The organism is uncultured Campylobacter sp. (assembly GCF_963517995.1).
Taxonomy (GTDB): domain Bacteria; phylum Campylobacterota; class Campylobacteria; order Campylobacterales; family Campylobacteraceae; genus Campylobacter_A.
Genome location: NZ_CAUQHQ010000015.1, coordinates 14,936 through 27,127, shown reverse-complemented (window position 1 = coordinate 27,127; position 12,192 = coordinate 14,936). Strand labels below are relative to the sequence as shown.

Annotated in this window: 13 protein-coding genes; 8 read left to right on the top strand and 5 right to left on the bottom strand. The window is 45.4% G+C overall.

Annotated features, from left to right (window positions below; all coding sequences use genetic code 11):
• The 3 genes from RYL88_RS03045 to RYL88_RS03035 all read right to left on the bottom strand — a co-directional run.
• Nucleotides 1-502: exonuclease domain-containing protein (locus RYL88_RS03045; protein WP_314988907.1), on the bottom strand; the 502-nt coding region annotated here is incomplete at its 3' end.
• A complete protein-coding gene (gene rpe / locus RYL88_RS03040) occupies nucleotides 499-1,146 on the bottom strand; it encodes a ribulose-phosphate 3-epimerase (protein WP_314988906.1) in 648 nt (215 codons plus the stop codon). The genes rpe and RYL88_RS03045, both read right to left, overlap by 4 nt.
• Before the next feature lie 10 nt (nucleotides 1,147-1,156).
• The gene (locus RYL88_RS03035) at nucleotides 1,157-2,521 is read right to left on the bottom strand and encodes an STAS domain-containing protein (RefSeq protein WP_314988905.1); all 1,365 of its coding nucleotides are present in this window, start codon (nucleotides 2,519-2,521) and stop codon (nucleotides 1,157-1,159) included.
• 215 nt (nucleotides 2,522-2,736) lie between these two features.
• On the opposite strand from RYL88_RS03035, the gene rpmB reads away from it, so the two are divergent.
• From rpmB to RYL88_RS03005, 6 genes are all read left to right on the top strand, one after another.
• Nucleotides 2,737-2,928, top strand: coding sequence for a 50S ribosomal protein L28 (gene rpmB / locus RYL88_RS03030; protein WP_002945979.1), 192 nt, complete (start codon nucleotides 2,737-2,739; stop codon nucleotides 2,926-2,928).
• 21 nt (nucleotides 2,929-2,949) lie between these two features.
• Complete coding sequence (locus tag RYL88_RS03025) at nucleotides 2,950-4,080, top strand: TrkA family potassium uptake protein (RefSeq protein ID WP_297967480.1); 1,131 nt, start codon at nucleotides 2,950-2,952, stop codon at nucleotides 4,078-4,080.
• Between the two features lie 272 nt (nucleotides 4,081-4,352).
• Complete coding sequence (locus RYL88_RS03020) at nucleotides 4,353-4,577, top strand: YdcH family protein (protein ID WP_297967478.1); 225 nt, start codon at nucleotides 4,353-4,355, stop codon at nucleotides 4,575-4,577.
• A gap of 392 nt (nucleotides 4,578-4,969) precedes the next feature.
• Nucleotides 4,970-7,063 (top strand): RNA degradosome polyphosphate kinase, encoded by a 2,094-nt coding sequence (locus RYL88_RS03015; RefSeq protein ID WP_314988904.1) that lies wholly within the window; start codon nucleotides 4,970-4,972, stop codon nucleotides 7,061-7,063.
• 368 nt (nucleotides 7,064-7,431) lie between these two features.
• Nucleotides 7,432-8,043 (top strand): LysE/ArgO family amino acid transporter, encoded by a 612-nt coding sequence (locus tag RYL88_RS03010; RefSeq protein WP_369011026.1) that lies wholly within the window; start codon nucleotides 7,432-7,434, stop codon nucleotides 8,041-8,043.
• 108 nt (nucleotides 8,044-8,151) lie between these two features.
• Complete coding sequence (locus RYL88_RS03005) at nucleotides 8,152-8,844, top strand: metallophosphoesterase (RefSeq protein ID WP_314988902.1); 693 nt, start codon at nucleotides 8,152-8,154, stop codon at nucleotides 8,842-8,844.
• A 500-nt stretch (nucleotides 8,845-9,344) separates the two neighbouring features.
• On the opposite strand, the gene RYL88_RS03000 is transcribed toward RYL88_RS03005, so the two are convergent.
• Nucleotides 9,345-9,521 carry a hypothetical protein gene (locus RYL88_RS03000; RefSeq protein WP_314988901.1) on the bottom strand — a complete coding sequence of 59 codons (177 nt, stop codon included), beginning with the start codon at nucleotides 9,519-9,521 and terminating at the stop codon, nucleotides 9,345-9,347.
• Complete coding sequence (gene uvrB / locus RYL88_RS02995; protein ID WP_314988900.1) at nucleotides 9,493-11,469, bottom strand: excinuclease ABC subunit UvrB; 1,977 nt, start codon at nucleotides 11,467-11,469, stop codon at nucleotides 9,493-9,495. The genes RYL88_RS03000 and uvrB overlap by 29 nt, the downstream gene beginning before the upstream one ends.
• Nucleotides 11,470-11,536: 67 nt before the next feature.
• Here uvrB and RYL88_RS02990 point away from each other — a divergent pair, with 67 nt between their 5' ends.
• A complete protein-coding gene (locus RYL88_RS02990) occupies nucleotides 11,537-11,770 on the top strand; it encodes a hypothetical protein (protein ID WP_002946661.1) in 234 nt (77 codons plus the stop codon).
• 18 nt (nucleotides 11,771-11,788) lie between these two features.
• The gene (locus RYL88_RS02985; RefSeq protein WP_295144485.1) at nucleotides 11,789-12,013 is read left to right on the top strand and encodes a hypothetical protein; all 225 of its coding nucleotides are present in this window, start codon (nucleotides 11,789-11,791) and stop codon (nucleotides 12,011-12,013) included.
• Nucleotides 12,014-12,192: the final 179 nt, after the last annotated feature.

Below are 12,192 nucleotides of genomic sequence, written 5' to 3'. Positions count from 1 at the left end.
GTGTCGCGCTGATAAATCCGTAGTCAAAGCGAGCGTTGTGCGCCACAAAAACGCTCTGACCCAAAAAGACCTTAAACTGCTCCATGACAAAGGCTAGGCTAGGTGCATTTTTTAGGTGTTCTGCGGTGATTCCCGTTAGTTCGCTGATATTTTCCGGGACATAGGGCGCGTACACGAAGGTTTCAAATTTGCTGATTATTTCGCCATTTTGTAGCTTTAGTGCGCCGATTTCTATGATTTGGCCGCTACTTATGCCGCCGCTGGTTTCTATATCTACGACGCAAAAAATTTGATCTTTTATCTCTTTGCGGCGAGTTTTTAGCTCGATTTGATTTTTTGCGGTGCGGGTTATATCAAGTCCCAGCGCGCGCCACATCTGCACGTCGCGAACGTCGAAAAGCTCGGAGTATTCGTCCATTTGCTTGGTTGCGGCGACGAAGTCCGCGTAGGGTACGTTTCGCTTAGCGATGACAGCTAATAAATTTTCAAAATCTTGGTTCAAAACTCGAGCTTTAGCGAGCGGATAGAGTGCTCGTATGAATTTGACGAAAATATATAGCTGCCAGCCACTACGATATCCACGCCCGCTTCATCGAGCTGCGCGACGTTTAGTCCCGTCACGCCGCCGTCTACTTCGATCATGCATTTTGCGTTTTTGCGCTCGATCATTTCGCGCAAGCTGCGGGCTTTTTCGAGCACCGAAGGGATAAATTTTTGACCGCCAAACCCCGGATTTACGCTCATTAGCAGCACCATATCGACCTCGTTTACGATGTGCTCGATCGCCCAGATCGGCGTGTGCGGGTTTAGCACGATAGCAGGCCCCACACCGCGGCTACGGATATGATCTATCAGACGTAGCGGATGCTTTTCCTCCTCGATGTGAAAGCTTAAAAATTTAGGCTTTAACGGCAAAAAAAGATCGGCAAAAAATGTGTTATTTTGCACCATCAGGTGTATATCTAACGGCTTTGTAGCGGCCTTTGTTACGGCGTTTACTACGACGGGGCCGATGGTTAAATTCGGCACGAAATGCCCGTCCATCACGTCAACATGTACAAGATCGGCTCCGGCTTCGCAGATAGCTTCGATCTCTGCTCTTAAATTTCCAAAATCCGCCGATAAAATACTAGGCGCTACATACATCTTTTATCCTTTATTTACTTAGAAAAAATATCGCATCCGAGCCGTCTATATCAAGCCGCACCAAGACGCCTCGGTTTTTATTGTTTTCGTCTTGAGTTACCTCTAAAATATGCGGCAGGGTAAAGCTCACGGTTATGCCCTGCCTGGCTAGCTGCGATTCGATACGGTCGCAAATAACGCTTAGCAGATCGGCATACGCTTGAGATAGGCTTAAATTTTCGCTATTTTGAAGTAAAATTTTACACATCTTTTTGATATCGCTTTTTTGTAGGCAGAGGATAAATTTGGCCTCTAGATCGCCGTAAAACGCGACCGAGCCGATATTAAATTTACCCTCTTGGCAGCTAAAACGCTCTATGGCGGTGCTTATTTTTGTAACCTTAGAACCGGACATTGAGGCTAGAGTGTCCGTTACTGTCGCTAAAAGGCTCGGTAGGGCGTTTATGATATCTTTGGTAAGATTTTTGGGCCTTTCTTCTCCATATCCGCCTCCGCCCGAAATAGTACCGTCGTCTTCGTAAAATTCGCCAAGGCTCTTATAAACCAAGATGCCGTAGTCCTCAAGGTCGTTTTTTAGGACTTGAGACGTGCTGGCTAGTTTTAAGCCGCATACGACGATAGCGGCTCCATACTCGGCGCAGACGGTAGAGAGCTTGGCTAAAAAAGATACCCCGTGGATATTTATCGAGCTTGATTTACTCATATCAAAGACAAAAAATTTAAAGCCTATTTTTAATGAATTATTAAACGTCTTTTGGTCGAAATTATTTATGAAAGCCGAGTCGATAAAGCCCTCTAGCTCGTATATGACGACATTTTCTCTGAGCGTGGTTTTTATGTCTTTTTTGCTTGATTTTATCTGCGTGAGATAGACCGAGTATTCAAAGTTTTTATGAAGGCTTTTAAATTCTTTTAGATCCTTAGCTATCGTCGGGATATAGCCGATACCCGAGAGTTTAAGGGCGATTTGGCGCTTTTGGTCGGCATCGTCGTTAAAAACTATGATGCGTCTATTTGCGTATTCGGGTTTAAACTCCCCCCAAAATAGCGCCGCTACGTTTGCGGTCTCGAAAAAAGATAAATTCGTCATGCCCTTTGACATTCTTTTAAGTGCTTTAAATTTAACTTCGTTATAGTCGCAAAAGCCTACGCTAGCGCCGTTAAATGCGGCTAGCTTTAAAATGGCTTCAAGGATTAGATTAAAACCGATTTTATTAAAATAAACGGCGTTTTTAAGGGATATTAGGATGTAGCGAGGGTATTTTTGGCGAATAGAATTTATATTTTTTTCGCTGATTTCATACTTAGATACGTCTCCGTCAAGAAAGCCCAGAGGATAAAAAATGGCCGTATCGTCTTTAAATTTTAATCTCATAAAACGCCTAGAAATTTCCCGATTTATAGCAGGACTTAAATTTGCCCGCAGATCTCGCAAAATAAAATATATTTAAATTTTATTATTTTATCCTTTTTATCCATAATTTTAGTTTAAAACATCACACTCGCGTAAAAACCGATCGGAGCATTTAAGTTAATATTTTGCTTATTTTAGATAAAATCAGGAAAAATTTTTAATTTTAAGGAAATAAAATGTCAAGAGTATGCGCAATAACAGGCAAAGGTCCGATGGTAGGCAACAACGTCAGCCACGCCAAAAATAGAACTAAAAGAAGGTTTTTACCAAACCTACGAACTATCCGCGTAACGCTAGAGGACGGCACTACGAGAAAGATCAAAGTAGCTGCTTCTACGCTAAGAACAATGAGAAAACAGTCACGCTAAATTTACCGCAAATTTGAGGAGTTGTCTTTGTTTAAAAAGATTTTAAAATTCCTCAACTGGTCGAGTTCTGCCAAACCTCAAATCAATCTCAATACCGAGCTTTACGAACAACTTCGCCCGTTTCGCCTACCGCTCATCTTAGTCGTTTTGATGATGACGATCGGCGCTATGGGTTATGTCGCGATTGACGGCTTTAGCCTATCTGACGCGATATATCAGGCGGGTATGACTTTTACGACCGTCGGATTTACCGAGGTTGCGCCCATTTCCCCGGCTGGACGGCTTTTTACCATCACGTTTATTTTACTCGGTTTTGCCGTTTTTACGTTTTCTACGGGTTTGATGCTCGAGGTTTTAAAAAAAGGCGCGCTCGTAGCGATCATAAAGGAGAGACGAATGCTATATAAGATCGCAAGGTTGAAAAACCACTTTGTTATCTGCTATCACAACCAATACACACTAGAGCTAAGCCGAGAATTTAGAGAAAATCACATCCCCTTCGTCGTCATCGACCCGCGAGAAGATCTGCCCGAGATCGCAGAAAAAAATAAGTATCCATACTACATCGTCTCTCAGCCCCACACGCAAACCGCGCTTTTAAAGACGCATTTTTCAAGCGCAAAAGGTATGATCACGCTAAGCTCTAATATAGCCGACAATATCGCGCTTATCGCGACAGTAAGACTTTTTGAAAAAGAGATCGGACGCAAAAAGCCCTATTTTATAATGACGAACTCCGACAACCAAGACGATACCGAACGCCTAAAAAAGCTCGGTGCAAATAGCGTCGTGAGCCCGTCAAAGCTAGTCGCCCAGCGCCTTAGCGCCATGAGCGTGCGTCCGGATATGGAAAATTTGCTCGAGCAGTTTTTGTATAAGCAAGACTCGCCGATCGATATTGAGGAGATTTTGGTACCCGACTACTCATGGGTGCGCTTTAAACGCCTAAAAGAAACAAATTTACGAAACATAACAAACGCCGACGTCGTAGGTATCAAAGACGTGAATAACAAATTTATCCCGATGCCAAAGGGCGATACGCTAATCGGCACGGGTACGAAGCTACTAGTCATCGGCACTGGCGAGTCGATACGCTTAACCAAACGAGTCATAAAAAGTAGACATAAGCCAGAAGAGCTAAAATACGTCTAAAATTTGAGACGATTTATGTGTATTTTAATTTTGCCTTTGCCTAGATAGCCGTAAATTTAACGCTAAAATAAGGGATTGATCCGATCTTTTACTCAAATTTAAATTTTACAAAAGCATCTTTTGGATTTAAATATCGTAAAAATTTAAGCTATTTAGAAGCGAAACCAAACTGCCGTAAATTTTAGGGAATGCTCCGAATTTGACGCTTTTTTAACCCTCTCTTAAAATAACATTCGCTAAAATTAAATCAAACTTTAATTAAAGGAGCAAAGATGTTTCACGAGGATAGAGAGCTTATAACTAAGCTAAAAGGTACAAACGCGCACTTTACATCGCTTTTTGATAAGCACAACGACCTGGACGAAAAGATCGCTGAAATGCAAAAAGGCAACTTCTACAACGATGCCGAAGTGGATGCTTTAAAGCGCGAGAAACTCAGACTAAAAGACGAAATCTACGCATTTTTAGCAGAATATAAAAAGGAAAATAATCTTTGACTTGTCCGCGGCGGACGACTTGCGCCGCCGTTTTCTACCTCAAATTCTCTCAAATTTTTATCTTTGATTAGCTACAAATCGCGCCGAATTTAATCCAAAACAAGAATGCAAAATCGCTACAAAAATACCAAATTTGACGCAAAGCCGTAAATTTTGTTTTTCAAATTTACGATGCTACTACATCGAAATCTTTTTGAGCACCCAAAAAACCGCCATCCCGACGCATAAAATAATAACCGCTCAAATATAATCCATCTTTTTTCCCTTGCCTATTTTTGCCGAAGCTTAATTTATTTTTTGTTTATTGTAACACAAGCTCGCATCTTTTTCGGATAGACCGTGATTTAAGAGAAAATTCGCTAAAATTTATAAAACATTAAAAAGGATGAAAAATGGATGAGACAAAGAGTGTTTTTATCAACCGAGAGCTTAGTTGGTTGCGCTTTAACTCGCGCGTTTTAGCCCAGTGCGAAAAGGCATTACCGCCGCTTGAAAAACTAAAATTTATCGCGATTTATATGACGAATTTGGATGAATTTTATATGATCCGCATCGCGGGGCTAAAGCAGCTTTTTGCCGCCGGAGTCGCTGCTAGCGGTAGCGACGGCATGAGTCCGCTCGATCAGCTAAGAGAGATCAGAAAATACATCAAAGACGAGCTATCTATCGTAGAAAGGCACTACAAAGACGCGTTAAAAGAGCTTGCGCAAAACGGGCTTTTCATGAAAAATTACGACGAAATTTCGCCCGAGCTTCGCGCCAAATGCGACGAGTATTTTTTCTCAAACATCCTGCCCGTCATCGTGCCTATCGCGGTTGATGCCACGCACCCGTATCCTCATCTAAACAACCTTAGCTTTAGCCTAGCCGTTAAGCTTGCCGACGCAGATAGTCCCGAGATTATAAAATTTGGCATGATACGTATCTCGCGCGTTTTGCCGAGATTTTATCAAGCGGCCGACAACGTCTACGTGCCGATAGAAACGATCGTGCACCGCCATGCGGAGGAGATTTTTCCTGGTTACAAGCTTCTTAGCTCGGCGGCATTTAGAGTCACGAGAAACGCCGACATCGTCATCGAGGAAGAAGAGGCTGATGATTTTATGATGATCCTCGAGCAAGGACTCAAGCTACGCCGCAAGGGCGCCTTTGTCCGCATGCAGATACAAAAAGACGCCGACGCCGAGATAGTCGAGTTTCTAAACTCGCACATGAAGATTTTTTACAAAGACATATACGAGTACACCGTCCCGCTCACGCTAAATTCGCTCTGGCAAATCGTGGGAAATAAAGAATTCTCGCACCTTTGCCTGCCGCCGTACGCGCCAAAGACATTGCCGCCTTTTAGCAGCCACCTCTCGATGTTTGACGTCATCGACAAAGAAGACGTGCTAGTCGTGCATCCCTACGAGAGCTTTGATCCTGTCGTTCAGTTTATCAAAGAGGCGAGCAAGGATCCGCGCGTGATCTCGATCCGCATGACGCTTTACCGCGTCGATAAAAACTCGCCTATCATCCAGGCTCTCATCGACGCCGCAAACGACGGCAAGCAAGTAACCGTGATGGTCGAACTAAAGGCGAGGTTTGACGAGGAAAACAACCTGCACTGGGCAAAGGCTCTAGAAGACGCTGGCGCGCACGTGATATACGGTATCACGGGCTTTAAGGTGCACGCAAAAGTGAGTCAAGTCATCCGCCAAGAGGGCGGCAAGCTCAAATTTTACATGCATCTATCCACCGGCAACTATAACGGCGGCTCGGCGAAAATTTACACTGACGTGAGCTATTTTACGAGTAGGGCGGAGTTTGCCAGTGATACGACGACGTTTTTTCACATACTTTCTGGCTTTTCTAAAAACCGCCGCTTGCAGACGCTTTCTATGTCGCCGATGCAGATAAAAGAGCGCGTGCTGGAGATGATAAAGACCGAGACCGCGCACGGCGAGCAGGGCAGGATCGTGACCAAGATGAACGCGCTGGTTGATAGCGACATCGTGGACGCGCTGGTAAAGGCTAGTAGCGCGGGCGTGAAGATCGATCTCATCGTGCGCGGCATCTGCTGCGTGCGTCCCGGCGTGAAGGGCCTAAGCGAAAATATCCGCGTGAGATCGCTCATCGGCAAATACCTTGAGCACGCGAGGATATTTTATTTCAGGCACGCCGACCCTCAAATTTACATCGCTTCCGCCGACTGGATGCCGCGAAATCTCGAGCGCCGCCTAGAACTCATGACGCCGATAATAGATAAAAATTTGCAAGAGCGTTTGCTCGAGTTTTTGCGCTTGCAGCTTAGCGATAACGAGCTAGCCTTTGAACTGCAAAATAGCGGCGAATACGCCAAAGTAACGCCGAAAGAGGGCGACGCGCGCATAAACTCGCAAGAGGTGCTCGAGGAGTACGTGAGCGGGATATATAAGGCGACGAAAAAGGATACCGATAAGGGTAAGAGCGAGCAGATGGTGGCAAAACTTTTGAAAGAAAGTTAACCAGCTTGTCTTTTGCCCTATACTTCGCTTTGCTTCCCTTGCGGTCGCAACTGCAAGCAGAGGCTTGTAAATTTGGCTGGGTCATTACCAACAAGGTAACTCCCGTCGCCAAATTTAAAAGCGCCTCGTCTAGAACCTCTTGAAAAGCTACGAGCGTAGCGAAGTAGAAAAATATTTTGCCTTATCGTTTTACGTTCAAATTTATAAATTTAGCTTCAAATTTTACCCGCCCAGACCCGCATCTTGAAATTGCTAAATTCGGCGAGCAAATTTACAAAAATATACGCGTGCGGCAAATTTTACTTCGCCGAGTTTTTGGTTACACGCATTTCGGTCAAAAATTTAAAAAACAAAATATAAGTGATAAAATGATTTCTTTCAACGCCTTTTTCTCTGGTTTTTCGCTCGGGCTCTCGCTGATTTTAGCTATCGGAGCGCAAAACGCCTTCGTACTAAAACAAGGCATCAAAAAACAGCATATTTTTCTAGTTTGCGCTATCTGCGCGCTTAGCGACGCCGCGCTGATTTTTGCGGGAGTATCAGGGTTTGGCTACGTGGTTGAGCGCTACCCTATCATCAAAACCGCCGCGCTTTGGGGAGGATTTGTATTTTTGAGCATTTACGGGCTACGAAGTCTTTATAGCGCGTTTAGCGCCTCGCATGCGCTAACGGCAGATGGCGAGGAGGCACGCAGTGCGGTTAAAACGGCGCTTCTTACGCTAGCTTTTACGTGGCTAAACCCGCACGTATACCTTGATACGGTCGTACTTTTGGGCTCGGTTTCTACGAAATTTAGCGAGTGCGCGGGACTCTTTGGCGCGGGCGCGATGTGCGCGTCGTTTGCGTTTTTCTTTTTGCTCGGATACGGAGCTAGATTTTTAGCGCCGTTGTTTCAAAAGCCCGCCGCATGGAAAATTTTGGAGTTTTTCGTCGGCGTAACGATGATAGCGCTTGGCGTGATGTTAGTAATCGGCGAGTGAGGGCGCTTAAATTTAACGACTAAATTTATGTAGTTTTGATACGCTGTTTTTATGCCCCGTTGGCTAAACTTTGCTAAAATTTAAGTAAATTTACAAGAAAAGGAAAAGATGAACGACCAAATTTACCTCATCGGCGACGTTCACGGCTGCTATAAAACCCTTTGCGCCCTGATAGATTGCTTGCCGTGCGGCGCTGATTCTAAAATTTGCTTCGTCGGCGATCTGATAGACCGCGGCGAGGGAAGTTTTGAGGTCGTGCAGCTAGCGATGCGGCGCGGTTACTCAGCCGTGATGGGCAATCACGAGTACCGTCTTTTGCAACACAAGGACGCATTTTTGCGCGGCGAAACGCCTAGCGATCCGCGCTGGTTTTTCCTCAACGGCGGCGCGCAGACTTTCGCCTCCTACGCCAAAGCCAGCCGCGCACAAAAGCTCGCGCATATAGAGTTTTTATCAAATTTGCCACTTTATTTGGAGCTTGCCGAGTTTAAAAACGCTCAGGGCAGGCGGCTCGTCGCGTCGCATTCGGCGATTGGGCGGATGTGGGCGCTACGCAACTCGCACGGCGATAGCGCGGCGGAGTTCAGGCGGCATGTACTTTGCGGCAGAGGCGATTTTAGCCAAAATGAAGGCGTCTTTAATGTCTACGGCCATACGCCGATCGCGGGGCCCGATATCACGGAATTTAGCGCAAATATCGACACGGGCTGCGTTTATAAGCAAGATTTTGGCCGTCTTTGCGCGCTCGAGTTTCCGAGTATGCGGGTTTTTATGCAGGAAAATATCGAGGATGGAGAGTAAAATTTGCCGAAATTTGAGGCTAAATTTGACTAAAATTTGAAATTTTACTCGCTTAGACCCGAGTCTTGACGGTACTAAATTTTTGTTTGGTTAAAATTTAAAGCCAAATTTGTTTCTAAATTTGTGACACTTTGTCTGCAAGGTAAAGTAGTGTTGTCGCCTTAAAAGCTTCGTAGGGGTAGAGGGTGGGGAGCGACTTCGTGTCTACTTGCAGTTGCGACCGCAAGGGAAGCAAAATCCAAGCCCCATCCCCTTTACAACAAGCAAAGAGTAATCTTAAACGGTTATTCTTTGCACAAGGGACTAATTTTAGTATAAGTTTTATAAAATTTTTAAAATTTCACTCGCTCAAAGCGGTTGTCGCTCGCGCCCGCGATAAATCGCGGCACGAAAATTTGGCTTCGTTACAAACTCAGCTCAAATTTTCGGGACGAAAGCTTTTCGCTCATAAAATTTAAAAATTCTTTGAAGCCAAATTTACAAAATTTAGCCAAATTGGATCACAAATTTGAACGCAAAACGATAAGGCGGAAGTATTTTGCGATAGATTTAAATGTTGTGTAGATAAAATTTTGCGTAGGCTGGACAGGTAGTCCGCCGAGCAAAATTTTAGCAAACTCATTTAAAGATACGCAAAAGACAACGCCTTCATAGTTTACGTATCTTGGCGATTTCATCTCGCAATGCCGCCGCCTTCTCAAACTCCAGCTGCTCTGCGGCTTCTAGCATCTGTTTTCTTAGCTCTTTGATTATGCTCGCTCGCTCGGCGGCAGGCATTTTTTCCAGATTTTTGCCGCGTTTATATATCTCGCCCTCATCCTCGACGTGCAGGCTCTCCTCGATGTTTCGGCTAGCCGAGCGCGGCGTGATGCCGTGGGCGCGGTTGTATTCGTCTTGCATCTTGCGGCGCGCTAGCGTCGTATCCATCGCTTCTTGCATGGATTTGGTGATCTTTTTGGCAAACATCAGCACCCGTCCGTTTACGTTTCTAGCCGCGCGCCCCATCGTTTGTATTAGACTCGTCGTCGAGCGTAAAAAGCCCTCCTTATCGGCGTCCATGATGGCTATGAGGCTAACCTCGGGCAGGTCAAGCCCTTCTCTTAGCAAATTTATGCCGATAAGCATATCAAACTCGCCTCCGCGCAGTCCGCGGATGATCTCGTTTCGCTCGACGGCGTCGATGTCTGAGTGCATGTATTTGACCTTGATGCCAAGCTCGGTGTAGTAGCGGCTGAGCTCCTCGGCCATCTTTTTGGTTAGCACGGTGACTAGCACGCGCTCGTTTCTCTCGATGGTTTTTTTTGCCTCGTCAAATAAAATCTCCACCTGATTTTCGCTGTTTTTTATCTCGATCAAGGGATCAAGCAGTCCGGTCGGGCGTAAAATTTGCTCGTAGACGTGGCCGCAGCTTAAATTTATCTCGTATTCGTTAGGGGTCGCCGAGACGAAAAGAAATTTGGCGCGTTTGTTTATAAACTCGTCAAATTTAAGCGGACGGTTATCTAGTGCGGACGGTAGGCGAAATCCGTACTCCACCAGCACCTCTTTGCGGCTGCGGTCACCCGCGTACATACCGCGAAACTGCGGCAGGCTCACGTGGCTTTCGTCCACGATGACTAGGTAGTCCTTGCCTCCCAGCTCGAAATAATCAAACATCGAGTAGGGCGTCTCTCCCGCCTTTTGCCCGGTTAGGTGGCGCGCGTAGTTTTCGATGCCCTTGCACATGCCCGTGCTACTCATCATCTCTAGGTCAAATTCCACTCGCTGTTTTAGGCGCTGAGCCTCTACGAGCTTGCCTTGCTCATTAAATTCTTTTAGCCGCTCTTCTAGCTCCTCTTCGATCTGTTTGATCGCGATTTTTAGGCGGTCTGCGCCCACGATAAACTGACTCGTGGCATAAAGCGTAAATTTACCCACGTCTTTTAGCTTTTTGTTTTCTAACACGTCAAAGTGATACATCGCATCGATCTCATCGCCGAAAAACTCGATACGAAGAGCCTCGTCGCCCCAGTATGCGGGATAGATGTCCACCACGTCGCCGTTTACGCGAAAGTCGCCGCGGTCGAAGTAGTTATCGTTTCGCTTGTAGCCCATGTCGACTAGCTTTTGCAGCAAGGCGCGCTGATTGATATTTTCGCCTACGCCCAGATATGCGACCATGCCTTGGTATTCGCTAGGATTGCCTAAGCCGTAGTTGGCCGATACCGACGCTATGCACACGACGTCGTCAAAGCTGAGCAAACTAGCCGTCGCAGAGAGGCGCAGACGCTCGAGTTCTTCGTTTACGGAGCTGTCTTTTTCGATGAAAAGGTCTTGACGCGGGATGTAGGCCTCGGGCTGATAGTAGTCGTAGTAGCTGATGAAATACTCCACGTGATTTTTAGGGAAAAAGCCCTTAAATTCGCTATAAAGCTGCGCGGCGAGGGATTTATTATGCGTCATGATTAGAGTGGGCATATTTAGCTCTTTTATCACGTTTGCCATCGTAAAGGTCTTGCCCGAGCCCGTGACGCCTAGAAGCGTTTGGTATTTATTGCCCGATCTTACGGAGGCTACGATATTAGCGACTGCGCGGGCCTGATCCTCGCTCGGGCTAAATTTGGACGAAATTTCAAAATTTTTCATTTTTTACCTTAAAAATCAGCTTTTTTTGTTACAATTACATAAAATTATACCAAAACTAAGGAAAAAGATGTTTGATAACGATAAAGTACTAAATACCCTAACCGACAAGGTAAACGACCTGCTGGCTAGATATAACGAAATCTGCGAAGAAAACGAATCTCTACGCAACGAACTAATCAGCGTCAAAGCCCAAAACGAAGCCAAAACAAACCAAATCGCGCGACTAGAAGAAGACCTAAGAACCAAAAATACCGAGAGCGACGACGTTATCCGCAAGATCGAAGCGGTACTTGGAAAGTAAATTTAGGCGACGCGACTAATGAAAAAAATAACGGTAAAGATAGCCTCCACATCCTATAATATAAGCCTCGAGGATGAATTTGCCCAAAGCTTTGAAAAAGAGTGGGAGACGTTTACCGGGGGGAAGAGATGTCTAGACGTTAAGGAGCTGCTTAGCGCCTATGTACAAAAATGCTACGAGAACTACCAGCGCGAGCGCGAACTGCGCTCTTTGGCGCAAAAACTAACTAAAGAATTTAACTAAAAATATCTAAATTTATACATTTTCCGTCGCCGTAGTCTGCTTTTTAGGCCTTTAGCACGTTTTTGAGAGTGCGCTTTACTGCATTTGTTTGGCTTTTTATGTTTTTAGTGCGATGTGTTTGTCTATGTTTTAGACTTTTATAGGCGTTTTACGGACGATAAAGTAGCAACTATGGGCTA

Coding starts and splice junctions, on each gene's coding strand:
- rpe (WP_314988906.1), bottom strand. CDS start 1,146: ATGTATGTAGCGCCTAGTATTTTATCGGCGGATTTTGGAAATTTAAGA.
- RYL88_RS03035 (WP_314988905.1), bottom strand. CDS start 2,521: ATGAGATTAAAATTTAAAGACGATACGGCCATTTTTTATCCTCTGGGC.
- rpmB (WP_002945979.1), top strand. CDS start 2,737: ATGTCAAGAGTATGCGCAATAACAGGCAAAGGTCCGATGGTAGGCAAC.
- RYL88_RS03020 (WP_297967478.1), top strand. CDS start 4,353: ATGTTTCACGAGGATAGAGAGCTTATAACTAAGCTAAAAGGTACAAAC.
- RYL88_RS03015 (WP_314988904.1), top strand. CDS start 4,970: ATGGATGAGACAAAGAGTGTTTTTATCAACCGAGAGCTTAGTTGGTTG.
- RYL88_RS03010 (WP_369011026.1), top strand. CDS start 7,432: ATGATTTCTTTCAACGCCTTTTTCTCTGGTTTTTCGCTCGGGCTCTCG.
- RYL88_RS03005 (WP_314988902.1), top strand. CDS start 8,152: ATGAACGACCAAATTTACCTCATCGGCGACGTTCACGGCTGCTATAAA.
- RYL88_RS03000 (WP_314988901.1), bottom strand. CDS start 9,521: ATGAAATCGCCAAGATACGTAAACTATGAAGGCGTTGTCTTTTGCGTA.
- uvrB (WP_314988900.1), bottom strand. CDS start 11,469: ATGAAAAATTTTGAAATTTCGTCCAAATTTAGCCCGAGCGAGGATCAG.
- RYL88_RS02990 (WP_002946661.1), top strand. CDS start 11,537: ATGTTTGATAACGATAAAGTACTAAATACCCTAACCGACAAGGTAAAC.
- RYL88_RS02985 (WP_295144485.1), top strand. CDS start 11,789: ATGAAAAAAATAACGGTAAAGATAGCCTCCACATCCTATAATATAAGC.